Below are 25,696 nucleotides of genomic sequence, written 5' to 3' on the forward strand. Positions count from 1 at the left end.
TTAATGATTAATGGTTAATGATGAATGATTAATGATAAACTGTCAATTGTCAATTATCAACTGTCAATTGCCAACTGCCTTTACTTTCATTCCATCCCTTACTTTCATCAGGGCTTTGGTGACATAACGTTCCTGTGGAGAGAGTCCGGTTGTAACCTGACGCAGGCTGTCTCCTATTAGTTGCCCTACACTGATATGGCGATAACGTACTATATTAGAATCATTTACAATATACACATATTTGCCAAGCTGATCTGTACCGATAGAAGCTGAATTGATTAGAACAGCTTCTTTCTGTTCTCCGTATGGCAGTGTAATGCTGACGTATAATCCGCTTTTCAGCAGGCCTTTCGGATTATCCAGATTGGCTCGGACTGTGAGTGTTCCAGTGCTTAAATCCACGTTTGGAGACAGATAATCAAGAGTGGCAGGATAAGTCTGTCTGCCATCCTCCCCTAATTTTACAATAACCTCGCGAGGAAGTTCCGGTATTTCTTTACCGTCTTTAGAAGGGGCACTCATCAGCATTGAAAGCCATTGGTTATCGGCTACGTTAAAGTAGGTGTACATACGATTGTCCTTGTAGAGAGTAGCCAGTGTGGTAGGTTGTACGGCACCACTGATATAGCTACCTACATCTACTGTACTTCGACTGACGGTTCCATCAAATGGTGCATGAATATAGCAGTATCCCAGATTGGTGCGTGCTGTATTCAGTGCAGCTTCGGCATTACTGACAGCAGCTGTTTCTTCGGCTACGGAAGATTCTGCCTGTAATACTTGTATCCGGCTTACTGCATCGCTTTTCAGTGCTTCACGCATACGGGAATAATTATTGCGGGCGTATGTCAGTTGTGCTTGAGCTGTTTTAAGGGCGGCTTCGGCTTTCGTCACATTGTCTTTATAAATAGTGGGTTCTATGACGAATAGTAATTGTCCCTTTTTGACCCGGCTTCCTGGTGTATAGGAAGCTGATTGTAAAGTGCCGTTGACTCGTGCTACGAGGTTTACCGTCTGTTCGGTGGTTAAATAGCCCGGGTAATCTTTGGTAAGCGTAATATCTTTCACAAGCGGATGGGCTACGCTGACTTCGGGTACAGGCATAGCATCTCCGGTGGCTTTTTTCTTCCCCTGACATCCTATTAATAATGGTAGGGCGAGAAGGATATACAGTAATCTTTTCATTGTTATATAGGTTTTAGTAATTTTAGTTATTCCAGCCTCCTCCTAATGCCTGGTAGAGGGCAATCAGTTGTAGCAGTGAATTGCCTCGTGCCTGTACTAACTGATTTTCGTAAGTCAACAGAGAACGCTGTGCGTCCAGTACATTCTGAAAGGGAGTGAGTCCTTGTTTGTATAAGTCGAGAGAGAGGGTCAATGTTTCTTGTCCCTGGTTACGTACTTCCCGCAAGGCTACTATTTGCTTGATAGAATTGCGGTAAGCGTTCATGGCATTATCTGTTTCCTGTACGGCTGTCAATACAGTCTGGTTGAACTGATTTATTGATTCGTCCAATTGTGCACGGGCTAATTTGGTGGCATTTATCAGTTTGCCACCATTGAAGATAGTCCAACTTAGAGCAGGGGCTATTTCGTAGGTGAAACTTTTATGATTGCCAAAGTCTTTGAGGTCTTTAGATGCAAAACCGACGGAACCTTTCAGGAATACTTGTGGTAACCAGTCTGATTTAGAGGCACCCAACAAAGCGGCTTGTGCGTTTACCTGACGTTCAGCACTGCGGATATCCGGTCTTCTCATTAGTAAATCGGCAGGTAGACCAACTCCGATGGGTTCCATATAATCCGGCAATTCCCCTACCCGGTCCAATACGGGACGTACTTCCTGCGGATAGGTTCCGAGCAATACGGCCAATGTGGTAATATATTGATTGATACCCGATTCTAATTGTGGTATGGAAGCTTTGGTACTGTAGTATACTGATTTAGCCTGAGCTACATCAAGTTTGGATACCAACCCTGTATTATATCTTACTTCAGTGATTTTCAGTACGGCAGCTTGTGAAGTACAATTTTTCTCTACCACTCGTAACTCTTGTTGTAGTTCCCTCAAATTGATATATGCTGAGGCTACTTGTGCTGATAAGGAAACCATTACTGCTGTATACTCTTCTTTACTGGCGGCAAAAGTCTCTTTCTGCGCTTTTACCCGTTGTCGGATGCTTCCGAATATATCTAATTCCCAGCTCATATTGATAGAAGCATCATAATAATGTTGGGTTGTCTGTGGTATCTCACTGGTGTTACCACTGGTTTGCTGACGTGTCCATCCGGCATTTATTCCAAGGCTTGGAAAGAAATTGCTACGCTCCATACGTAGGTTTGCCTTTGCTGCATTCATACGGTCTATCGCAGTCAACACCGAATAGTTACGGTCTACAGCAATGGTTATCAATGAGTCAAGAGTCTGATCTCCGAAAGATTTCCACCACTGATCGTCTACAGGTAATATCTGTTGAAATACTTTTCCTCCCTCTTCCCAGGTTTGTGGCAAGGGAGTGTCCAGATAACGGTTCGCAGTCTGCGCCGAGGCTACGGACGAAAGAAACAAAAGGAGCGATATGCTCCACGCTCGCATATTCATAAGTTCAGGTTTTTAAGAAATGAAAAGAAAACAACTAAAGTTTCAGTTTGTTTAGAATGCCGGGAAGATTGTTCCTCACATACAGAGAAGTATGTAGGATGGGATAAAAGAAAAAGGTGGATAAATTGTAATTATACAATCCATCCACCTTTTAATAGGATATTAACTATTGAGAGCTGTTTTTTTATTCAGCAGTTTTTCTTCTGATAGCTCTTTTTGCTGTTGGTGCCGGAGCTTCTTCTACCTTGTGGCTAATCTCAACACCTGCCAGTTCCGGGTCAATCATAATACGTCCGCAGTATTCACAAACAATTACTTTTTTACGTGAACGGATATCAAGTTGTCTCTGAGGCGGGATTTTGTTAAAACAACCACCACAAGCATCACGTTGAACGTATACAACGCCTAAACCATTACGAGAGTTTTTACGGATACGTTTGAATGACTGCAACAGACGTGGTTCTATTTTGGTCTCCAGATCTTTTGCTTTATCTCTCAACTTTTCTTCTTCCTGTTTTGTTTCAGAAATGATTTCGTCCAGTTCGCTCTTTTTCTGATCCAGGTCCTTTTGTCTTTCTTCCAGAGCAGCTGTACTTTTAGCTACTTCTTCAGATTTCTCCTGTTCTTCGGCAGTAAATTCTTTGATTCTCTTCTCACAGAGCTCTATTTCGAGTGTCTGGAATTCGATTTCTTTCGTTAAGAAGTCATATTCGCGATTGTTGCGTACGTTGTCCTGCTGTGATTTATATTTCTCTACAGAAGCCTTTGCCGCTTCAATCTCTACTCTTTTGCCTGCGATTGCTGCTTTAAGTTCGCTTACTTCCGCTTTGATTTTATCAATACGTGTACTCAAACCGGCAATTTCGTCTTCAAGATCCTGTACTTCCAATGGAAGTTCACCTCTCAAAGTTTTAATCTTGTCAATCTCAGACAGCATAGTTTGTAGTTGGAACAGTGTTTTCAGCTTCTGTTCCACGGTCAACTCATTCGGATCTTTTTTTGCTTCTTTAGCCATTTTACTTATAAATATTTTATGGGATTTGTGTTCACTTTACTAAATTGGAGTGTAACATTAGGAAATAAATCCCGGATTATGGAATAAAAAATTTCTTTTGTATACTGTTCACTTTCATAATGTCCTATTTCGGCCATTAGAATTTCTGCTTCATGCCCGAAATAATCATGATATTTAATTTCACCGGTAATAAATACATCTGCTCTGTTTCGAATAGCCAATGGCAGCAAGAAAGCCCCAGCCCCGCCACAAAGTGCTACGGTTTGTATTTCACGTCCGGATAGTTTATTGTGCTTCAGGCAGCCTACTTCAAACGTTTTCTTGATACGTTTCAGGAATTCCAGTTCAGTTTCCGGAGTCTCCAACTCTCCTATTATCCCTGCTCCTGCCTGTTGCCAGGAATTCTGGAGTGGATAAATGTCGAATGCCGGCTCTTCATACGGATGTGCAGTAAGCAAAGCACGAATCGCTTCTCCTTTCTTATATACAGGAAGAATGGTTTCAATTCTTATTTCTCTTTCATGATGAAACTCTCCGATGTTTCCACAGAAAGGACTGCTTCCTTCCAGTGCGCGGAATGTTCCTTCTCCTTCAAGATTATAACTGCATGAGTCATAATTACCTATATATCCGCATCCTGCGGAAAACAAGGCGTTACGTACTTCATCCGCCTGTGCGAATGGTACAAATGTAACAAGCTTAACCAGGCTATTCTCTTTCGGATCAAGTATGCGTACGTTCTTTAGTCCTATCTTCTCGGCTATCTTAAAGTTCACTCCTCCGGGAGCGTTATCCAGGTTGGTATGAGCTGAATAAATGACAATATCATTCTTGATAGCTTTCAGTATGCAACGTTCCACATAGTCTTTTCCTGTGATAGACTTGTAGCCTTTAAAAATAAGGGGATGATGCGATATAACAAGGTTATACCCCATTGCAATGGCTTCATCGAGAATGGCTTCGGTAACGTCCAGACACAACAAAGCCCCTGTTGCTTCCGCATCTGTCAATCCGATTTGCAGGCCGGCATTATCAAATCCGTCTTGCAATGGCAGAGGCGCGAACCGTTCAAGGGCGCTTACAATCTCTTTAATTTTCATTCTTTGTAGAAAATTTGGTTGCAAATATAAGAAAAAAGCAGGGAATAAGTATGCCTTTTATCGTTTTTTAGTACATTTGGGGAAATTTGGAGGAGTACTTATGAAAATAAATCTATCAAAGGTTGGTGCGGATATCATTTCAGCTTTGAAAAAGTATCCGATGGAAGCATTATTGGGCTTGCTATTTTTTGTATTCTTTTGTATTGAAGATCAGTTAAGTTGGGAATCCTCTTCGGAGCTGATTAAGCATATACGGGATGTAATGTCCCTTTTTCCGGCCTTTATGGTACTGGTGTACAGCTTGCATCAGCTTTTGTATCCTACTAAGGGCAGAATATTGTATTATTTGTCGGTATTACTGCCTCTACCCTTTCTTTGGGTTGATTTGAGTCACTTTGTATTTACTATTTCTTATACATTTACACTGATATTGGCATTTTTCATTCTGCTGGCATGTAAATGTAAGTGGGAGAATCTTTCCTTTGCCCGAAATTGTATGCAAACGTTTGTAAGTCTGATTTTTGCTTTCTTTATCGGACATCTTTTGGCGCTTGCTGTATGGGGGCTTTATTCTTCTGTGGTATACATCTTTAATATGGAGAGGTATGATTTCCCTGAGTATATTTATATGTTCTGCCTGTTTGTTGTGATTCCGTTGCTTTATTGCCATTTGCAGGAGAAAGAAAGTGAAGAGCATGCGACTCCCCGGTTTATGGAAATTATTATAAACTATATTCTTTCACCGGCAGTGATTGTTTATACGGCAATACTTTACATCTATTTCATAACGATTGCCATTCATTGGGAGTTGCCTAAGGGAGGGATTGGGTATATGGTACTTGCGTTGGCCATTTTTGCAATGGCAGGGCATATGTTTCAGCTTCTTGTTTCCAAAAATATTTATGGGTGGTTTTATAGCCATTTTAGTTGGATTGCGATACCGCCACTTATTCTTTTCTGGGTGGGAACCATTGAGCGCATAACGACTTATAGCTTTACGGCATCAAGAGTTTACCTCTTCATATCCGGTATTTTGATGACATTTTATATCTTTTTCTTGTTTTCCCGGAAGATAGGAAACTATCAGTTGATGGCTGTAGTGAGTAGTATCTGTATTGTGATTTTGACTTTTATCCCTGGCATTAGTGCCCGAAGTATAGGCATTCATTCACAGAAACAGAGGTTAGAAAGATATATTTCCAGGCTTGATATGCTGGATTCTGTTACTCATAAGTTAAAACAAGGAGTCGTATTTAATGAAACTGATTCTTTGAGGTGGAAAGATGCCCGGGAACTGGAAGCATGTTATTCTTATTTAAAGGATGAAACAGGTTCTGATTATATGAAAAAGGAATATGGGGAATGCGACATTTCAACTAAGCGTAACTGGCATTACATGAGTCCTGTTTTTCCGTCAGGAATCAATATAGAAGGATATACTCGTTATTATCCTATGCGTACTTATGATAGAAAAGAATATATTAGTAAAGTAAAAGATGGAGTAATAACAATTCGGCGTGCATCTGATGATAGGGTGATTATAAGCCGTGATATAAATGCATATATGAACTCTCATCGTGTCTGGATGCAGAATGAGGTAGCCGATTCGGTAAGTTTGGGGTTATTTATCACTCGTAATGACTCTTGTATGCTTGTGCTTGATAATATAAGTTATGAAGAAGGAGCTACTATTCACTGTACCAGTGCATCAGTTGATGCTATCTTTATTAAATAATGCGAATCAGTAGTTGAAAACCATGTTAGTGGGATTTTGTTTATTTCTTCTCCGTTTTTGAGTGCTTCCCGCATGGGGAAGTACTTAGTGTTGTAATTAATTCAGAGATGCATGGGCTGCACGCAACAGAAAAAGAGCTGGTGTTGCATGGTAGAAAAATACTACAATTTTTATATTTGTAATTGCTTGATTATTAGCAATATATATGAACACTTTTTTCTCTACGAGAAACGGGTCGAAACTCTACGGAGATCGGGGTGAAACTCTACGAGGAACGGGCCGATTCTCGTAGAGCAATGTATGGAGTCTTTCTGATATTTTACAAGACTTATTAATCAAGGGAAATCGGCCTGTTCCTATTGTATTAAAGTTTTACTACAGAGTTTCACTGAGTTACACAGAGTACTATTTATCTGATTTATAATAATTAAAACTTGGTGAAACTCTGTGTGGCTTTGTGGTGAACTATATGCTAAATAGTAATCTCTACCAGGTTTCCATCCGGATCGAGGATAGCGCTTTCAAAGAATCCATCGCCCGTGGTACGGGGTTCACTGGCTACTACAAACCCATTGTGGCGCAAACGTTCTGTAAGTTCAAGAACTGCTTCTTTACTACCTGCTGAAACAGAAAAGTGTGCCAAACCAATGTGCGGAATCTTGTCTGCCGGAGAAGTAACATCCGTTTTACGCATCATTTCGATTAAAGCGCCTCCTCCATCAAAGCTGATAAGGTAGGATTCGAAACCTTTTGCAGGATTTACGTACTTTTCATTACTTGTTCCATTGAAATAAGTAATGTAAAACTGTCTTAACTCTTCTAATTGAGTGGTCCAAAGTGCAATGTGATGAATATACATGGTTATTTTATAAATGGTTATTTCTCTTCTTTTATGAGTGTATAATAATGTAAATCAAGTATCTTTGCAAAGATAAATAAAGTTGAATACGAACCATTTGATTTGAATCAAAATATGATAAGAAGCTATAATTCTCAAGATACAGACAGGGTGATACGCATTTGGTTAGAAGCCTCTATCTTGGCACATCATTTTATTCCTGCTATGTATTGGATTGGAAAACAAGAAGATATGCGGAATGTTTATCTTCCGGGAAGTGATACATATGTATTTGAAGATGAAAAAACAAAGTCTGTGCAAGGTTTTATTTCGATGGTAGGCAACTATTTGGCTGCTATATTTGTAATACCAGAAGCACAAGGTACAGGTATTGGAAAGGCATTGATAGAATACGTAAAAAAGATATATCCTGAGATAACACTAAGGGTATATGCTAAAAATGAACCATCAGTGGCTTTTTATGAGAAACAGGGGTTTAGGTTTGTAGAGAAGCATGTAGAAGAAGAAACAGGCGAACAAGAGCTTGTAATGAAGTGGAATAGATAAAGTATTACTAATATATTATAATTTAAGAAGATGAAGAAAATTTTATTTTTATTGTTACTGGTTATCACTCTCGGAGCTTGTGAGAGTGATACTGATTCAAATTGGAATAATCGCCCAGGTGGAGGTTCTAATGAAACTCAGAATTGGGATTCGTATACAATTACTGTTAAAAACTGGGAGCGTATAGGAGGTGTGAATGAAAATAATTCTTATTTTCGTTGTATCGTTGAAGATAAGTATTTAGATCAGTATATCTTTGATAAAGGAAGTGTCATGGTATATCTGATTCAATATGATGGTAATACGCCGGTCCAGACTCCTCTTCCTTATGTAATGTATTATGCTGAGGGAAATAAGAATTGGGCAGAAACGTTCTCCTATGATTATTCCGTAGGTTCGTTTGCTTTCTATGTGACTTATAGTGACTTTCTAACAGAAAATAATCCTGGAGAATGTCAGTTTAAGATAGTAATGCATTGGTAATATTAGGTGTGTATAACAAGAATGAATCAGCAATTATAAAAGTGTACATTCTTGTTATATAAAAGTGTACATTTTTATCATGCAAAACTGTACACTCTTGTATTCATTGATAATCAGCCTGTTATCTCTTGTCTATATTCCCATCGCCCGCCGTACTTCCCCGTGCGGGAAGCACATCTAAGTCATCCAGAATCTTTTTTATGTCTACTGGTTGAAGGCGTCCATATACTTTCTCTCCTATCATCACTACGGGGGCAAGGCCACAGGCTCCCACACAGCGGAGGCAATCTAATGAAAACTTTCCATCCGGTGTGGTCTCTCCTACTTCGATACCTAAAATACGTTTGAATTCTTCTAATAATTTTTCCGAACCTCTTACATAGCAGGCAGTCCCCATACAAACTGAGATAGGGTGTTTCCCTTTGGGAGTCATTGTAAAGAATGTATAGAAAGTAACTACTCCATATACTTTTGATACAGGGATATTGAGTTTATGGGCTATAATACGTTGCATCTCTTCGGGCAGGTAACCATAGAGATGCTGAGCTTCATGGAGAATATTGATGAGTTCTCCCGGAGTATTTCCGTGTATATCACAAATTGCTTTTACTTGTTCAACTACTGTACATGCTAATTTTATATCTGACATAGTTTTACTTTTTAGGCGTTAATCAATGGCTTTATTGAAATAATGTGTGTGCAGTAGCATATGTGCTTTCTCACTGAGAGGTTTACCCAAATATTCTTCATAAAGTTTTTGAATATACGGATTCTCGTGTGATTTCCGCAAAGGTTTCTGCGCATCTTCTTCATATAAAGCACGAGAACGTGCATACAGTATATCTGCCCGTCCGTGATGGAGCGGTTGCCCTCCACCACCAATACATCCTCCGGGACAAGCCATAATTTCGATAGCATGGTACTCATTATGTCCGTTTCGGATATCTTCCAACAAGCGGCGTGCATTTCCTAAACCATGAGCAATCCCCACTTTCAACTCAAAGCCATTCAGGTTGATAGTAGCCCGGCGTACTCCTTCTAATCCTCTGACATGCTCAAAGTTTACATTTTCCAGTGTGGTACCTGTATAGATTTCATATACGGATCGTAAGGCAGCTTCCATAACTCCACCGGTTGTTCCGAAGATCACACCGGCTCCCGTTGATTCTCCCATTGGATTGTCAAATTCACTGTTTGGTAACAGGTTGAAACCAATATTAGCACGTTTGATAAGTGTAGCCAGTTCGCGGGTGGAGATGGAATAATCCACATCGGGATTGCCATTGACTTTAAACTCTTCCCGGTCGCATTCGTATTTCTTTGCCAGGCAAGGCATGATGGAAACCACTACTAATTTTTCACGTGGAATACCCATTTTCTCTGCCCAATATGTCTTGGCTATGGAACCGAACATTTGTTGCGGAGAACGAGCCGTAGATGGGATATTTAGTAAATCGGGAAAATGATGTTCAAAGAAGTTCACCCATGCCGGGCAACAGGAAGTCAGGATAGGCAAACATACATTTTTATCCCCGTTTAGGAAGCGTGTGAGTCTGTCCAGCACTTCTGTTCCTTCTTCCATAATAGTAAGATCAGCTGCAAAATCGGTATCGAATACATAATTGAAACCTAATTCGCGGAGGGCATATACCATTTTGCCTGTAACCGGGGTACCGGCGGGCAAACCGAATTCCTCTCCTAAGGCCACGCGTACAGCAGGAGCTGTTTGTACAATAACCACTTTATCAGGATCGTCCAGATCTTCAAGAAGCCGGTTGGTATGATCGCGCTCAGTCAGCGCTCCTACCGGACAAACAGCAACGCATTGTCCGCAATAAGTGCATTCACTTTCACTCATTTTTTTGTCAAATGCAGGAGCAATGGTGGTATTGAAACCTCTGCGTACGGCTCCCAAGGCACCTACTGTCTGTACATCATTGCAAACGCTTTCACATCGTCTGCAAAAAATACATTTATCCATGTTGCGAACGATGGAAGAAGTTACTTCCCGTTTACGCAATGAAAGCTCTCCGCCAGTGAATGGCATTTCGCGTACGTTGAAACGAAGAGCAAGATTCTGCAATTCACAATTGCCGGATTTTGGGCAGGTCAGACAGTCATTCGGGTGATCGGACAGAATAAGTTCAGCTACTATTTTTCGTGCATTCATCACTCGTAGTGTACTGGTACGCACTGTCATCCCTTCTGTACATTTAGTGGCACAGGCAGGAGCAAGATTCTTTCTACCCTCCACCTCTACCACACAGATACGGCAGGAAGCTGGATTGTTTTTGATACAAGTACCCTTCAGGTCAATGTGGCAGAGGGTTGGTATGTTTATGCCGATTTCGGTGGCGGCTTCCAAAATAGTAGTACCAACAGGTACGGTTATCGAGTGACGGTCTATTTGTAGTGTTACTTCTTTGGTTTCCATAGTGTTTGAGATTAGCATACAGAGATTGCGTTAAATTTACAGCGTGCCATACACATACCACACTTGATACATTTTTCGGGAAGAACAGTATGTGGTTTACGTGGCAGACCTATGATGGCATCTGCCGGACAGTTTTTGGCACAAAGGTGACAACCGATACACAGATCGGGATTGATATAGTACGTGAGCAGAGATTTACATTGTTTGGCACGGCAAGTCTTATCCCGTACATGCTCTATGTATTCATCATAAAAGTTATCCAATGTAGACAATACCGGGTTGGGAGATGTCTGTCCCAATCCACACAGCGCGGTATCTTTTATAACTTTACCAAGCGTTTGCAGCGTCTGTAGATCTTTTTCTGTAGCTTTACCTTCCGTTATTTTATTGAGTAGTTCCAATAATCGTTTATTACCGATACGACAAGGGGTACACTTGCCACAGGACTCTTCTACCGTGAAATCAAGGAAGAAGCGGGCTACCGATACCATACAATCGTCTTCGTCCATAACAATCATTCCTCCGGACCCCATCATAGAACCGGCAGCAAGCAGGTTATCGAAGTCGATGGGTGTATCGAGGTGTTTTTCTGTGAGGCAACCACCTGACGGGCCTCCTGTTTGTACAGCTTTAAACTTTTTATCTCCTTTGATTCCTCCGCCTATTTCATAAATTACTTCCCGTAGTGTTGTTCCCATTGGAACCTCTATCAATCCTACATTATTAATCTTTCCGGCTAAAGCGAAAACTTTCGTCCCTTTAGAGCGTTCTGTACCGATGGAAGCAAACCATTCGGCTCCGTTGATTAATATAATAGGTATATTTGCTAATGTTTCCACATTGTTCACATTGGTTGGTTGGTTTTGGTATCCCGATTCAGCCGGGAAAGGTGGTTTCAAAGTAGGTTCTCCCCTTTTACCTTCCATTGAATGGATGAGTGCAGTTTCTTCACCGCACACAAATGCACCGGCTCCATATCTTATATCTATATCAAAGCAGAAATCTGTTCCTAATATGTGTCCGCCTAATAATCCGTATTCACGGGCCTGTGTGATGGCTGTTTTCAACCGATGTATGGCGAGCGGATATTCTGCACGGATGTATACCAAGCCTTTGGAGGCTCCGATGGAGTATCCGCACAAAGCCATTGCCTCAATAATAGAATGGGGATCACCTTCCATGATTGAACGATCCATAAATGCTCCCGGATCTCCTTCATCAGCGTTACAGACTACATATTTAATGTCGGATTCCTGACGGGCAGTCAGTTCCCATTTCAGACCTGTGGGAAATCCACCACCTCCCCGTCCACGTAGTCCAGAGCGTTTGATTACATCTATCACTTTATCCGGAGTATGGTTGAGCAAGTAGTTTGCTAAAGCTACATAACCATTACGTGCGATGTATTCTTCTATATTCTCCGGATCTATAAATCCGCAATTACGCAATGCAATTCGTAATTGCTTCCGATAGAAATCCATGTGTTTGGAGTCACTTACTTTTTGTTCCGTCTTAGGATCAGTGTACAGCAGGCGTTCTATTTTCTTTCCTCCTATAATATGCTCCTTTACAATTTCTTCGGCATCTTCGGGGGTGACTTGAGTATAGAAAGTGTTGTCCGGAATGATTTTTACGATAGGACCTTTTTCACAAAAACCAAAGCATCCGGTCGTGATTACTTCTACTTTGTCTGCTATTCCGCTTTCTTTAAGTATTTTGTTCAGATTGTCAGCAATAAGGTGACTGGAAGATGCTTTGCAGCCCGTACCTCCACAGATCAGAATCTGCAAATGTTGTGAACCAAGAGCCAGCCCACAACTGTTTTCAGTTACTTTATCATTGCTCTCTTCACGTAAACGGAGGGCAGTCTCCGCACTTCTTCTGATCTTTTCAAGATCGTGAATTGATAGTATTTTCATCCGTATTAAATTAAGTTCGGAACAAATATAGTAATTCAAATGATTATACAAAAAGAAAGCGTGTGAAATATTAAAAGGAAAGCATTATGTGGGAATTAAATAGCTTATTTGGGCTGTATTTGTATACTGGAGGTTACAAAAACGACTTTTATGTATCATTAAGACAGAGTAGTGTCTATCTGATGAGACGCGGATTAACACAGATTAAAAGCCTGTAGTTTTTTATCATACATTTGTTTTCCTTTGCGAAAATCTGCGTTTGTCTGTGTTTCAATAAAGATTTAAACTCTGTGGAACTCCGTGTTATTCTGTGGTGAAATACACTCAAAACCGTTTATATTTAATAAGAACTTTATTTTTTAAAGCGTATTTCTCGTCTACTACTCTATCTGTAGGGAAAAATGTGAATATAATTCTCCAATCTTCTTTTTGATAAATGAATTTTCGTACATTTGTTCCTTGTTCTATTAACACAAGTTTCTCCCGAATGAAGCGTTCTATGTCGGGTGGTATAACGATCCCTTCCCGTGAGACTTCTGCTGTAATGAAGAATCCCGGTGTTGATAACTTTGAAATGAATTCCAGAATCTGTTCAATCATTTTTTCTCTTTCTTTTCTACCATGACCTGTAGTAGTTTGCCGTAAGCATCAAATGATTTACGTGATGCCAGCGAAATGGTGATCATCAATGAAAGCATGGAAGCTGTAAACGTAATGACCATAATCATCATCTGATACTTGATAGCCACATTCGGACTACTCCCTCCCAATATCTGACCAATCATTGTTCCCGGAAGTGCAACCAATCCCATTACAGCAATGTTAGCTATCAGTGGGCTGAAGGCTTTAATGATTGCCTGCCGGATGAAAGGTGCCTGTGCTTCCTGCCGGGTAGCCCCATTGCCGAGCAAATAACAATAGAGTTGTTCTTCCCGTTTCAATCCACTGTAGTAGGTATTTAGTGCAATGACATTACTCGAAAGCATGTTTCCCATTAAGATACCGAAAATAGGAATGAAGTATTGTGCGCTGAATACATTGTCCAGCTGTAGCACTACGCCAATAAAGTACATCCCAACCAGGACAACACTGCATAGAAAGCCTACACTGATAGGAATCAATAGTATTTTTCGCTTTAGCCCGGTACGTACGAGAGCTGTCTGTCCGGCTACAAATATCATAATAATCACCCACAGAAAGTTTATCCACGGATTATTCCACAAAAACAAATATTTTAAGTACATCCCGATAAGGAAGAGTTGTACGATCATACGTGCTGTACCGATAAGAGTGGCTTTGAGTAGTCCGGTTTTAAATTTCCATAAATAAAATACAGGGATTATCAGTAAGAGTAACCCTGTTAGCAGACTAAGGTATGATATATCGATGGTTCCCATAGAGAGGTATTTACAAATTAAATGATTTACAATTAGACGATTGAAGTTACAGGGCTATTAATTGGTGGCAGCCATGAGCAAAGGTTTTATCATGTGATACGGCGAGAACGGCAGCTCCTTGTTCGGCCTGCTTCCGGAAAAAGGCCAGTACTTTATCTGTAGAGCCGGAGTCGAGTGCCGAAGTAGGCTCATCTACTATGATAAGTGGCTTTTTCAGCAAGGCAGCTACGGCTATCATAATACGTTGCCGTTGTCCGCCGGATACTTCCCCTACCCGTTTTCGATACAAATCTTCATCCAACCCCAATTCTGCAAAACAACTGAACAGTCTTTCTTCAGAAAAAGAGGCTCCCCTGTTTGCTTTTAGTTCGAAAGGTAACTGTACCATTTCCTTCACCCATTCCATAGGCAGAGCCAGTTCCTGCGGAATCCAGGCTATCTGCCGGCGAATGGTGTCAATGGTATTTCGGGTCAGTTCGAAGTCACCTACGGTAATTGTTCCTTTACGTAGAGGGACAAATCCCATGACAGCATTTAGAAGAGAAGTTTTTCCTCGCCCCGATTCGCCTGCGATACAAGCGGTTTCACCTTTATGTAACTGCATGCAAAAACCGGAAAAAAGTTCTTCGTCTCCGAAAGCAATACATGCATTGTCTATTTGTAGCATTTTACTTTTTTGTTCTATCTTTCTGACAAAGGTAAACAAAATATTGGAAGAATCGTAGAATAATTGATTCTACCTGCTTCGATGAGGGATGTTTTTAGGAGGGATATTACCTTACTTGCCTGTAACTTACACCCGTTCCGCATGTATATAACCCTCCCGGATCAGATAAGGAATTAATTCTTTTTTCAACTGCATTTTTATATTTATCTTTGCTTACTGATTTTATTTAAAATAAAGGCTATGATACAGAATGAACGAGACATTCGCCACGAGCATATACTCAACGTGGCGCGGCAGATGATGACAGCTGCCCGTACTGCTCCGAAAGGAAAAGGTATTGATATAATAGAAGTGGCTTTGGTTACAGGTGAGGATATCAAAATATTGTCTGACAAGATGATTGCAATGGTTGAGGAGCATGGAATGAAATTCTTTCTTCGCGATGCCGATAATATTCTAAGTGCTGAATGCATTGTATTAATAGGTACGCGCGAGCAAGCGCAGGGATTGAATTGCGGACATTGCGGATATGCTACGTGTGCAGCTCGTGCCGAAGGAGTACCCTGTGCGCTAAATAGTATTGATGTAGGTATTGCCATTGGTTCGGCATGTGCTACAGCTGCCGATATGAGGGTGGATACACGTGTGATGTTTTCGGCCGGGTTGGCTGCCCAGCAACTCAATTGGCTGAAAGATTGTAAAATGGTGATGGCTATTCCTGTTAGTGCTTCTTCTAAGAATCCGTTCTTTGACCGTAAGCCAAAACAGTAAATAGGGTTGTTCTAAAGATTTATAAATATTAAATTGCAAGTAAACAGATGGGAATTATAGTTGGGCTTCCTTGTTCGGGCGGTTCGGAAAAGGATTTGCAGTTGAATTTTGGTAAGGTGATGGCTCAGCAAACAGAGATGCGGGCACCCTTTCTTCCTGCTGAATGGTATCCGCAAAGTGGTGTTCAGCTGACCTGGCCTCATGCGGGGACAGACTGGGCCTATATGCTTGATGAAGTGCAGGAATGTTTTGTCAATATAGCCAATGAGATCGCTAAGCGAGAGTTGTTACTGATTGTAACGCCCGAACCGGAAGAAGTGAAGAAGCAGATCGCTGCTACTGTGAATATGGAGAATGTACGCTTTCTGAAGTGTGGTACAAATGATACCTGGGCACGTGATCATGGAGCTATTACCATGATGGACGTAGATGCCCCTTCCCTGCTCGATTTCACTTTTAATGGCTGGGGGCTGAAGTTTGCTTCCGATCTGGATAATCAGATTACCCGTCGTGCCATTGAAAACGGAGTTCTGAAAGGACGCTATGTCAACCGTCTCGGTTTTGTTCTCGAAGGAGGTTCTATTGAAAGTGATGGTATGGGTACATTGCTCACGACTTCCGAATGTTTATTGTCGCCCAATCGTAACGGGCAAATGAATAAAGTGGAGATTGAGGAATATCTGAAGAGTGTATTTCATCTTCAGCAGGTACTTTGGCTGGATCATGGTTATCTGGCAGGAGATGATACAGATAGTCATATCGATACACTTGCCCGTTTATGCCCCGCTGATACGATCGTATATGTACAATGTGAAGATGAGAAAGATGAACATTATAAATCTCTTCATGCCATGGAAGAGCAGCTTAAAACATTTCGTACGTTGGCCGGAGAGTCTTATCGCCTATTAGCTTTGCCAATGGCCGATGAAGTGCAGGAAGAAGGAGAACGCTTGCCTGCCACTTATGCTAATTTCTTGATACTGAACGATGCAGTACTTTATCCAACTTATGATCAACCTGAGAAGGATAAACGTGCAGAAGAAGTTTTGCAGGAAGCTTTTCCTGGGTATGATATAATTGGCATTGACTGCCGCGCTTTGATCAGGCAGCATGGCTCTTTGCATTGTGTAACCATGCAATACCCCACAGGTATCCTGAAGTAACCTCAATCGTAAATCGTAAATTGTCTAATCGTAAATTACTAAGATGAGAAATATAAAAGTCGGCTTGATTCAACAGGCCAATACTTCAGATATCAGAACTAATCTGATGAATCTGGCTCAAAGTATAGAAGCATGTGCCGCACGTGGTGCACAACTGGTTGTATTGCAGGAGTTACATAACTCTTTGTATTTTTGCCAGACAGAAAATACAAACTTATTTGATCTGGCAGAACCTATCCCCGGCCCTTCTACCGGATTTTATTCCGAACTGGCTGCCAGTAACCAGATTGTGTTGGTTACCTCTTTGTTTGAGAAACGTGCTCCGGGATTGTATCACAACACTGCGGTTGTTTTTGACAGTGATGGCAGTATTGCCGGAAAATATCGCAAGATGCATATTCCTGATGATCCTGCTTATTATGAGAAATTCTATTTCACTCCGGGAGATATTGGCTTTGAGCCTATTCAGACATCTTTAGGCAAATTAGGAGTACTTGTCTGTTGGGATCAATGGTATCCGGAAGCTGCCCGTCTTATGGCCCTGAAAGGAGCCGAATTACTAATTTATCCTACCGCTATTGGCTGGGAGAGTTCGGATGCGGATGATGAAAAGATTCGTCAGCTCAATGCATGGATTATCTCTCAGCGTGCCCATGCTGTAGCAAACGGGCTTCCGGTTATTTCTGTCAACCGCGTTGGGCATGAGCCCGATCCGTCTATGCAGACAAATGGTATTCTTTTCTGGGGAAATAGTTTTGTTGCCGGTCCGCAGGGAGAACTTCTTGCACAGGCCGCTAATGATCGTCCGGAAAATATAGTAGTAGAAATTGATATGGAACGTTCGGAAAATGTTCGTCGTTGGTGGCCATTCCTGAGAGACAGAAGAATAGATGAATATGAAGGGCTGACAAAGCGATTCCTGGATTAAGATTCAAAATTCACCACAGAGTTCCACAGAGTGCTAATTATTTGATAAACGCAAATTAACGCGAATTATCGCAGATTTGAAAGACTGTTATTCTTTTATCTTTTGTTTTCCTTTGCGAAAATCTGCGTTAATTCTGCGTTTCAATAGTGTTACTCTCTCTCTGGTGAAATTGAATCTCACCGGAAAGTGAGTTTCCTGTTTGTTATAAAATTAACTGTACCGTAGATAAATAGTCCGAGGAACTGTGCCAGATACTCGTTTACATCTCCTGCTTCCACCAGTATGATAAGGAATATAAATTGCGCACTGTAGGCTATTCCGAAAGCCATAGCAAAGAACAACACCTGTTGCCAGAGGTTGTTCTTTTTGTCTTCTGTGGGGAATACCCAATACTTACACCATATAAAATTATGTATCTGGGCTACGATATACGCAGTAATATTTGCAGGAATATAATCGTATGATAGCTCATTCATCATTAACCAGATGACAAATGCTGTAATCAATGCATTGAGCGTACCTATTACGGCAAATCTAAAGATGCGTACTGATTCTTTCACTTATTCCTTAATATCTACTATCAGATTCAGTTCATCAAGTTGAGACGGATCAAGTGCTGCCGGAGCATCCAACATAACGTCACGACCCGAATTATTCTTGGGGAATGCAATGCAATCACGAATAGAATCAAGCCCTGCGAAAAGTGATACCCACCGATCGAGTCCGTAAGCCAATCCACCATGAGGAGGTGCACCAAATTTGAATGCATTCATTAAGAAGCCAAATTGTTCCTGTGCTTTTTCAGGAGTGAACCCTAAAATCTCGAACATCTTGGCTTGCAATTGTGAATCGTGGATACGAATAGAACCTCCACCTACTTCTACACCATTAACGACCATGTCATAGGCATCTGCACGAACTGCTGCCGGATCGCTATCCAATAAATGAATATCTTCATCTTTAGGATGAGTGAATGGATGGTGCATTGCCATCAGGCGTCCTTCTTCTTCGCTCCACTCAAACATTGGGAAATCTACTACCCACAAGCAAGCGAATTTATTCTTATCACGTAAACCTAACTGTTTACCCATCTCCAAACGAAGTTCGCAAAGCTGTTTACGGGTTTTCATAGCATCGTCACCGGAGAGAATCAGAATTAAGTCTCCCGGTTTAGCACCGAAAGCTTCCTTCATTTGTTGCAATATTTCCTGGGTATAGAACTTGTCAACACTTGATTTTACAGTTCCATCAGCTTCTATACGTGCGTATACCATACCTTTGGCACCTATTTGAGGTCTTTTCACATACTCTGTCAGTGCATCCAGTTGTTTACGGGTATAACTTGCAGCACCCTCTGCACATATACCACCAATGTATGCAGCACTGTCAAATACCGGGAAACCGTGTCCTTTCATGATATCCATCAGTTCGACGAATTTCATATCAAAGCGTAAATCGGGTTTATCGCTACCGTAATATTTCATAGCATCACTCCATGGCATGCGTACGAATGGTTCTGTTAGTTCAACTCCGCGAAGTGTCTTAAACAAGTGCTTGGCCATACCTTCAAAAGTAGTGATGATATCCTCTTGCTCAACAAAACTCATTTCGCAGTCAATCTGAGTGAATTCCGGTTGACGATCAGCACGAAGGTCTTCGTCACGGAAGCATTTTGCAATCTGGAAATAACGGTCGAAACCAGCTACCATCAACAATTGCTTCAGAGTTTGCGGGGATTGAGGCAACGCATAGAATTGTCCCGGATTCATACGTGAAGGAACAACAAAGTCACGTGCACCTTCCGGGGTAGAACCAACCAAAACCGGAGTTTCCACTTCTATAAATCCTTGTTCATCCAAATACTTACGTACTTCTATTGTCATTTTATGACGGAGCTCCAGATTGGAACGGACGTTACTACGACGAAGGTCCAGATAACGGTATTTCATGCGAATGTCGTCTCCTCCGTCTGTATTTTCTTCGATAGTGAAAGGAGGGGTGGTGGCAACGTTCAGAACGTTTAATTCCGATACGATGATTTCAATGTCTCCTGTAGGTATATTTGAGTTTTTGCTAAAACGTTCGTTTACAGTACCGATCACCTGGATTACGAATTCGCGTCCCAGTTTATTAGCCTGTTCGCATAGTTCTGCATTTACTTCTTCATTGAATACTAATTGAGTGATACCGTAACGGTCACGAAGGTCAATAAAAGTCATACCTCCCATTTTACGGCTACGCTGTACCCATCCTGACAGCGTGACTTGACTGTTTACATCGGAGATTCTCAGTTCTCCACACGTGTGCGTTCTAAACATATATTTTGTATTTTATAATATTCTTTACTTTTGTAGTAGTCTGCAAAAGTACACAAATTCTTAATCCTTTCGGATTAATTTCCGAATAATTTTCTGATTTTTGTGAGTAATATTGTCTACAATAGCTTCGTTAATCATTTTAATTCCATTAACGTATTCCTGAGCCTTTTGCAACACGTTAGCATTGTCTTTTACGATAGTTTCTTTGGGCACAATAACGCGTAACCCTTTTTGTATAAGCTCAATGTTCACATTCTCATCGGCTTGCATCGGATCACCATCGAAGTGAACTACTCCCGGACTGGTACGGTGAATACGTAATTTTCTGCAACGAAATGTTTTTATACGGCTATTCTGATCAATGGTTTTATTGAACAACTGAAAAGCAAGTGAAGGAACATCGAGTACGGTAAACGGTTCAAGAATAGTGACATCCAGCAGGCCATCAGTAAGGGTGGCTTGTGGGGTTATATATGCATTATTACCATATTGGGAAGCATTACCGCAAGCAATGAGGAAAGCTTTATATTTATAGGTACCGTCTTCCGTTTCCAATTCATAAGTTTCCGGTTGATAAGTCAGACTCTCTTGCAGGGTTTTTTCCAGATAAGTCAATAAACCGCGTTTTCCGGCATTGGCAAACTTCAGGCTGACAAAGGCATCAAAACCTACTCCGCAAGTGCAGAAGAAGTCAGTACCGTTTATCTTGCCGTAATCGATAATGTCGGTTACTCCTTCATTGATTATTTCCAATGCTTTTTTAGGCTCCATTGGAATATGCAGATGTCTTGCAAGTCCATTGCCGGAGCCACAAGGTATAATGCCCAATGCTGTCTCTGTATGTACCAGTGAACGTCCTATCTCATTGATAGTTCCGTCTCCACCGATGGCTACTACAACATCTGCTTTCTCTGCTGCTGCCTGAGCGGCAATCTCTATTGCATGACCGGCCCTTTTGGTATACACCACATCCCACGTATATCTCTCTTTATCTATCTTTTCATCTAATAAATTGAGAACAAGTTCTTTACCTTGCGTGCCTGAAATCGGATTGACAATGAATATAATTTTCTTCATGCTTTCGTTCATGCTAATTTTAATCGATTGTGGTCGACAAAAGTAATATAAATTTCTTAATTTTAAATCTTCCGGCTTCTCAAAAGCAGAAAGAGTATATTTTTTCTATTAAAAAGAACAGGCAAACACAAATTTTGTTATCTTTGCCCCCTGTTTTTAAACAGTTATTAAGGATAAAAGGATTTGGACTGTTGTCTATCAGTAACCAATAAAGCGAATAATAAATAACAATTCATGGGATTATTACAAGAGAAGTTAGCTAAGTACGACCTGCCGCAGCAATATATGGCAATGGGCGTATACCCTTATTTTCGTGAGATAGAAGGGAAACAAGGTACAGAAGTAAATATGGGTGGACATAATGTTTTAATGTTCGGCTCAAACGCATATACAGGTCTTACCGGAGATGAAAGAGTTATTGCAGCAGGCATCGAAGCTATGAAAAAATATGGTTCCGGTTGTGCCGGTTCTCGCTTCTTGAATGGTACACTCGACTTGCATGTGAAGTTGGAAAAAGAATTGGCTGCTTTTGTTGGTAAAGAAGATTCACTCTGTTTTTCTACAGGATTTACTGTAAATTCGGGAGTAATATCTTGCTTAACAGATCGTAACGATTATATTATTTGTGATGATCGGGACCATGCTTCTATCGTAGATGGTCGTCGTTTGTCATTCTCTCAGAACCTGAAATACAAGCATAATGATATGGCTGATCTTGAGAAGCAGCTTCAGAAGTGTAATCCGGATTCTGTGAAATTGATTGTTGTAGACGGTGTGTTTTCTATGGAAGGTGACTTAGCCAATTTGCCCGAAATAGTTCGTTTGAAACATAAGTATAATGCTACTATTATGGTAGACGAAGCTCATGGCTTAGGTGTATTCGGAAAACAGGGACGCGGTGTTTGTGACCACTTTGGTTTGACAGACGAAATAGACCTGATTATGGGAACATTCAGTAAGTCATTAGCTTCTATCGGAGGATTTATTGCTGCAGATGAATCAATCATTAACTGGTTGCGTCACAATGCACGTACGTATATCTTTAGTGCATCTAATACTCCTGCTGCTACGGCTTCTGCTCTGGAAGCTCTTCATATTATTCAGAACGAACCGGAAAGACTGGAAGCATTGTGGGAAGCTACAAACTATGCATTGAAGCGTTTCCGCGAGGCTGGTTTTGAAATCGGTGCTACTGAGTCTCCTATTATACCTCTTTATGTACGTGATACAGAAAAGACTTTCATGGTGACTAAACTGGCATTTGACGAAGGAGTATTTATCAACCCGGTTATACCTCCGGCATGTGCTCCGCAAGATACATTAGTGCGTGTTGCGTTGATGGCTACACATACTAAAGAACAGATTGACTCTGCTGTTGATAAATTAGTAAAATGCTTTAAAGAATTAGAGATTATCTAAGCATTCTCTATAAGATATAAAAAACGGTTGTACTCTTGGTTTGGGTACAACCGTTTTTTGGTATACAAAAGTACGTATTTAAGTCTCCGTTAAATACCTATTTAACAGAGACTTAATATGCATAGTTTGTATGTATAAAGTACGTACTTTTTAATGCATTGAAATACAGATGTATACAGGTGTGATTCTTATATGCTGATTTCTGTTACTACCTGCCCGTCAAATAGATTAATCACCCTTCCGGCGTATCCTGCGTCATGTTGTGAATGGGTTACCATGATAATGGTAGTACCCTCTTTATTTAGCTCACTCAGAAGCCCCATTACTTCTTTACCGTTTCTGGAGTCCAGATTACCGGTTGGTTCGTCTGCAAGAATCAGTTTAGGATTGGATACTACTGCACGGGCAATAGCAACACGCTGTTGTTGGCCTCCGGAAAGTTGTTGTGGGAAGTGTTTGCTACGGTGAGTAATGGCCATGCGTTCCATTGCTGTTCCTACACGTTTTTTACGTTCAGAAGCCGGAATACCCATATAGAGTAATGGTAGCTCTATATTTTCGTAGACATTTAGTTCGTCAATCAGATTGAAACTCTGGAAAACGAAACCGATAATTCCCTTACGGAGGTTGGTACGTTGAGACTCAGTGTAGTTGGATACCTCTTTTCCATGGAGGTAATACTCTCCTCCCGTCGGGTTGTCAAGCAATCCTAAAATGTTCAGCAAGGTGGATTTGCCGCAACCGGATGGTCCCATAATAGCCACAAATTCTCCTTCCTTCACTTCTATATTCACATTGTTCAGTGCCCATGTTTCTACTTCTTCGGTCTTGAAGATCTTTTGTAAGTTTACGGTCTTGATCATGATGGTGAGTTTTTATTGATTTCTAAAAGTTATTCTTGTTTCATTGTTACCGTTGGATTCAATTTGACTGCCAGATAACAGTGCAGACTGATGACAATTATGGATATTCCTACTACGATGAATAGAGGAAGCAGGAAAATCCATAATGACCATCCGGTACTATAGGCAAACTGCTCTTTCCAGGTCTTCATTAACCAATAAGCGACAGGAATGGCCAGTATATAGCTAATGCCTATTTGCAGAAAGAAGGGTTTGCTAAACAGCCAGATCACTTGGCGGAAGGTTGCACCATGTATCTTTCGGATACTAATTTCCCGGATACGTTGCCGTACTGTATACCAGAAGATACCGAACAAGCCGAATGAAACAAGCAATAATCCTATCAATGAGTAGTTCATAAGTATTTGCGAAAGTGTAAGAACTTCTTTGTTACGTTCCATAAAGACCTGATGCATATCCTGATAATCAAAGACCTCTCCCCCATTGATTTTTTCCCATCCTTGCCTGATGGCCGATAGTGTCTCTTTTCTGTTTTCCGGCTTGATCTTTAATTGCAGGTAGGAAGCACGAGCCAATTGTTTATCCGGTACAAAGTATATGATCGCCGGAACTATCTTATCTTTCAGTGAGTTTGTGGGGAAATCTTTCACGATCCCTCCGATAATGTATAGCGAATCGGCATACGAATCAAATTCTGTAAGAGCGTGACCTATGGGAGATACGCCGGGGGGAATCATGTGTTTTACATAACTCTCATTCACAACTGCGGAATAGGTGTATTGTTTCTTTGAGTTCTCAGGAGGAATACCAGCCAGTTGCTCAATATCCATCGTTTCTATAAAATCAGTATCGGTATATAATGCGAGCAGATAAGACTTCATTTCAGATCCATCGTCTTGCTTAATTGGTAGCTGGCGTATCCAGGAGTTCAGAACCGATCCTTCTGAGAGCGTCATAGATTCAATTCCCTTTATACTCCGCTGTAGCTCCTGTTGCAAGGGCTTTGCCGGATGCTTGTGCGGCATCTTTATTTCAATCTTGTTTTCGTAACAATAAGCTTGATTTTTTAATATGTTTATCTGGGCATTGGCCGTAAGTGTGGCAAATAATAATCCGATAGAAATAACCAGTTGCAGACACATGAGCCAGGCGATAAGAATACTTTTACTTTTCCCCATGTACCTGCTTTTATATTCGTTCAGCGATATGCGAGATAGCTTATGACTTATATATGCTCCGGGTGCAATGGCGGTGATGAGTATAAACAGCAGTAACCAGGGTAATACTTGTGTGCTGAAAAAGAAACCTATATGAAGGTGTGCATCCAATAGACCATTAAAATAAGGTAAGATGTCACTGATGAACAACAAGGATAGTATAAATGCAAAGAATACCGTCAAGAAGATATCTCCGAATAACTGCTTTCGGATGCCGGTAAGTGTATTACCCATCAGTTTCTCAATATGTATCATTTTCAGTTGTTGCAGTGTCCGGCTGAGGTTCATATTGGTATAATTGAAACAAGCCATGGCAAATATCAGAAAGGCAGACAGGAGACAGATGTAGAGAAGCTGTACGTTGCTTTGCCGGATGTATGACAATGACTCCTGGCTTGTCTTGCCTGAAGTAGAGAAATAGATTTCAGAGAAGGGCTTGAGGTAATAACGGCCTTCTCCCGGAAGAAGAGTGGGGATAGATTCGTTATTGATTTTATCTGCTAAACTCTGTGGGCTACTTCCTTCTGTTAGTTTTAATAATGTGAATCCACCCCAGAAAGTACTTTCTGTACCTGTGATTAAGTCAAAGCGTAAGAGTGACTGCGGACGTGCTTTAATGACGGCTTTCACTACATACGTTTTATTGCCATTGTCTGACATGGATACATCTATATGTTTATCAATCGGATCTGTATCGCCAAACATCTTTTGAGCAAACTCTTCGCTGACGGCTACCTGATCGGGGTGTATCAATACTTCTTTCAAGTTCCCTGTACGAGTCTGGTAATCAAAAAAACAGAGGAGAGATGCGTCGGCACAAATGAATGTGACATCGTGGAATACCTCTGTGTTGTATTTACAGTATTGAGCTGACATTGTGTTGATACGGACGTACTCTTCTATTTCTGCAAATTTATCTTTGAGCAAGGCCGGGATAGTTCCTACTGCATAGCTAACTTTTGCCCCTTCCTGCATGGGAGCATCCTGCTGCAGGCATACAATTTGTTCTTTATCAGGAAGATTGCTTTCTATGTTGTATTCGTAAATAAAGAAAGTGAGCAGCAGATTGGTACATGCCAAACCGATTGAAAGGCTGAGCAGAGAGATGAAGAAAAAGATTTTATTCCGCCACCAACTACGGGTTATGAGTTTTAGAGTAAAGAGTTCCATATTCGTTGTTCTT

General features: G+C 41.0%; 23 protein-coding genes. 7 read left to right on the plus strand and 16 right to left on the minus strand.

Going from position 1 to position 25,696, the window contains the following annotated elements; all coding sequences use genetic code 11:
• Positions 1 to 63: 63 nt before the first annotated feature.
• From K8P02_RS07450 to K8P02_RS07465, 4 genes are all read right to left on the minus strand, one after another.
• Positions 64 to 1,185, minus strand: coding sequence for an efflux RND transporter periplasmic adaptor subunit (locus tag K8P02_RS07450; RefSeq protein WP_007485659.1), 1,122 nt, complete (start codon positions 1,183 to 1,185; stop codon positions 64 to 66).
• Between the two features lie 22 nt (positions 1,186 to 1,207).
• The gene (locus K8P02_RS07455; protein WP_007485658.1) at positions 1,208 to 2,602 is read right to left on the minus strand and encodes an efflux transporter outer membrane subunit; all 1,395 of its coding nucleotides are present in this window, start codon (positions 2,600 to 2,602) and stop codon (positions 1,208 to 1,210) included.
• A gap of 184 nt (positions 2,603 to 2,786) precedes the next feature.
• The gene (locus K8P02_RS07460; protein ID WP_007485657.1) at positions 2,787 to 3,617 is read right to left on the minus strand and encodes a zinc ribbon domain-containing protein; all 831 of its coding nucleotides are present in this window, start codon (positions 3,615 to 3,617) and stop codon (positions 2,787 to 2,789) included.
• A gap of 5 nt (positions 3,618 to 3,622) precedes the next feature.
• A complete protein-coding gene (locus tag K8P02_RS07465) occupies positions 3,623 to 4,717 on the minus strand; it encodes a Nif3-like dinuclear metal center hexameric protein (protein ID WP_007485656.1) in 1,095 nt (364 codons plus the stop codon).
• A gap of 100 nt (positions 4,718 to 4,817) precedes the next feature.
• Between K8P02_RS07465 and K8P02_RS07470 the strand changes: the two genes are divergently transcribed.
• Positions 4,818 to 6,452 carry a DUF4153 domain-containing protein gene (locus K8P02_RS07470; RefSeq protein ID WP_007485655.1) on the plus strand — a complete coding sequence of 545 codons (1,635 nt, stop codon included), beginning with the start codon at positions 4,818 to 4,820 and terminating at the stop codon, positions 6,450 to 6,452.
• 472 nt (positions 6,453 to 6,924) lie between these two features.
• Here the strand turns inward: K8P02_RS07470 and K8P02_RS07475 are convergent, their stop codons facing one another.
• Positions 6,925 to 7,311 carry a VOC family protein gene (locus K8P02_RS07475; protein WP_002560192.1) on the minus strand — a complete coding sequence of 129 codons (387 nt, stop codon included), beginning with the start codon at positions 7,309 to 7,311 and terminating at the stop codon, positions 6,925 to 6,927.
• Between the two features lie 114 nt (positions 7,312 to 7,425).
• Between K8P02_RS07475 and K8P02_RS07480 the strand changes: the two genes are divergently transcribed.
• Together K8P02_RS07480 and K8P02_RS07485 are read left to right on the plus strand one after the other, a co-directional pair.
• Positions 7,426 to 7,857: an N-acetyltransferase gene (locus K8P02_RS07480; RefSeq protein ID WP_002560193.1), complete on the plus strand. Its 432-nt coding sequence runs from the start codon at positions 7,426 to 7,428 to the stop codon at positions 7,855 to 7,857.
• Positions 7,858 to 7,887: 30 nt separating this feature from the next.
• On the plus strand, positions 7,888 to 8,340 hold the full coding sequence (locus K8P02_RS07485) for a hypothetical protein (RefSeq protein ID WP_002560194.1): 453 nt from the start codon (positions 7,888 to 7,890) through the stop codon (positions 8,338 to 8,340).
• 121 nt (positions 8,341 to 8,461) lie between these two features.
• Here K8P02_RS07485 and K8P02_RS07490 read toward each other — a convergent pair whose 3' ends face one another.
• The 6 genes from K8P02_RS07490 to K8P02_RS07515 form a co-directional block, all read right to left on the minus strand.
• Entirely contained in the window at positions 8,462 to 8,989 is a 528-nt protein-coding gene (locus K8P02_RS07490) for an NADH-quinone oxidoreductase subunit NuoE family protein (protein ID WP_002560195.1), read from the minus strand.
• An 18-nt stretch (positions 8,990 to 9,007) separates the two neighbouring features.
• Complete coding sequence (locus K8P02_RS07495) at positions 9,008 to 10,774, minus strand: NADH-dependent [FeFe] hydrogenase, group A6 (protein WP_025867773.1); 1,767 nt, start codon at positions 10,772 to 10,774, stop codon at positions 9,008 to 9,010.
• Positions 10,775 to 10,785: 11 nt separating this feature from the next.
• Positions 10,786 to 12,693 carry a NuoF family protein gene (locus K8P02_RS07500; RefSeq protein ID WP_223382191.1) on the minus strand — a complete coding sequence of 636 codons (1,908 nt, stop codon included), beginning with the start codon at positions 12,691 to 12,693 and terminating at the stop codon, positions 10,786 to 10,788.
• 324 nt (positions 12,694 to 13,017) lie between these two features.
• Positions 13,018 to 13,293, minus strand: a complete 276-nt coding sequence (locus tag K8P02_RS07505; RefSeq protein ID WP_002560199.1) for a hypothetical protein — start codon at positions 13,291 to 13,293, stop codon at positions 13,018 to 13,020.
• A complete protein-coding gene (locus K8P02_RS07510; protein WP_002560200.1) occupies positions 13,290 to 14,090 on the minus strand; it encodes an ABC transporter permease in 801 nt (266 codons plus the stop codon). The genes K8P02_RS07505 and K8P02_RS07510 overlap by 4 nt, the downstream gene beginning before the upstream one ends.
• 46 nt (positions 14,091 to 14,136) lie before the next feature.
• Positions 14,137 to 14,757, minus strand: coding sequence for an ABC transporter ATP-binding protein (locus K8P02_RS07515; protein ID WP_007485653.1), 621 nt, complete (start codon positions 14,755 to 14,757; stop codon positions 14,137 to 14,139).
• A 240-nt stretch (positions 14,758 to 14,997) separates the two neighbouring features.
• Between K8P02_RS07515 and K8P02_RS07520 the strand changes: the two genes are divergently transcribed.
• From K8P02_RS07520 to K8P02_RS07530, 3 genes are read left to right on the plus strand one after another with little or no spacing between them, the layout of a single operon-like run.
• Positions 14,998 to 15,528, plus strand: a complete 531-nt coding sequence (locus K8P02_RS07520) for a ferredoxin domain-containing protein (protein ID WP_002560202.1) — start codon at positions 14,998 to 15,000, stop codon at positions 15,526 to 15,528.
• A gap of 47 nt (positions 15,529 to 15,575) precedes the next feature.
• Complete coding sequence (locus K8P02_RS07525) at positions 15,576 to 16,691, plus strand: agmatine deiminase family protein (protein ID WP_002560203.1); 1,116 nt, start codon at positions 15,576 to 15,578, stop codon at positions 16,689 to 16,691.
• A 43-nt stretch (positions 16,692 to 16,734) separates the two neighbouring features.
• The gene (locus tag K8P02_RS07530) at positions 16,735 to 17,619 is read left to right on the plus strand and encodes a carbon-nitrogen hydrolase (RefSeq protein WP_002560204.1); all 885 of its coding nucleotides are present in this window, start codon (positions 16,735 to 16,737) and stop codon (positions 17,617 to 17,619) included.
• Positions 17,620 to 17,795: 176 nt separating this feature from the next.
• Here K8P02_RS07530 and K8P02_RS07535 read toward each other — a convergent pair whose 3' ends face one another.
• Genes K8P02_RS07535 through K8P02_RS07545 form a run of 3 tightly spaced genes read right to left on the minus strand, consistent with a single transcriptional unit; the run spans position 17,796 to position 21,026 of the window.
• Positions 17,796 to 18,179 carry a GtrA family protein gene (locus K8P02_RS07535; RefSeq protein ID WP_002560205.1) on the minus strand — a complete coding sequence of 128 codons (384 nt, stop codon included), beginning with the start codon at positions 18,177 to 18,179 and terminating at the stop codon, positions 17,796 to 17,798.
• Complete coding sequence (aspS, locus tag K8P02_RS07540) at positions 18,180 to 19,937, minus strand: aspartate--tRNA ligase (protein WP_007485652.1); 1,758 nt, start codon at positions 19,935 to 19,937, stop codon at positions 18,180 to 18,182. It lies immediately after the preceding gene.
• A gap of 60 nt (positions 19,938 to 19,997) precedes the next feature.
• On the minus strand, positions 19,998 to 21,026 hold the full coding sequence (locus K8P02_RS07545) for a diacylglycerol/lipid kinase family protein (RefSeq protein ID WP_002560207.1): 1,029 nt from the start codon (positions 21,024 to 21,026) through the stop codon (positions 19,998 to 20,000).
• Positions 21,027 to 21,248: 222 nt separating this feature from the next.
• Here K8P02_RS07545 and spt point away from each other — a divergent pair, with 222 nt between their 5' ends.
• Positions 21,249 to 22,433: a serine palmitoyltransferase gene (gene spt / locus K8P02_RS07550; protein ID WP_002560208.1), complete on the plus strand. Its 1,185-nt coding sequence runs from the start codon at positions 21,249 to 21,251 to the stop codon at positions 22,431 to 22,433.
• Positions 22,434 to 22,621: 188 nt separating this feature from the next.
• Here the strand turns inward: spt and K8P02_RS07555 are convergent, their stop codons facing one another.
• On the minus strand, positions 22,622 to 23,296 hold the full coding sequence (locus K8P02_RS07555; protein WP_007485651.1) for an ABC transporter ATP-binding protein: 675 nt from the start codon (positions 23,294 to 23,296) through the stop codon (positions 22,622 to 22,624).
• A 29-nt stretch (positions 23,297 to 23,325) separates the two neighbouring features.
• Complete coding sequence (locus K8P02_RS07560; RefSeq protein ID WP_007485650.1) at positions 23,326 to 25,683, minus strand: ABC transporter permease; 2,358 nt, start codon at positions 25,681 to 25,683, stop codon at positions 23,326 to 23,328.
• Between the last annotated feature and the right edge of the window lie 13 nt (positions 25,684 to 25,696).

It is taken from the genome of Bacteroides nordii (genome assembly GCF_019930665.1).
Classification (GTDB): Bacteria; Bacteroidota; Bacteroidia; order Bacteroidales; family Bacteroidaceae; genus Bacteroides; species Bacteroides nordii.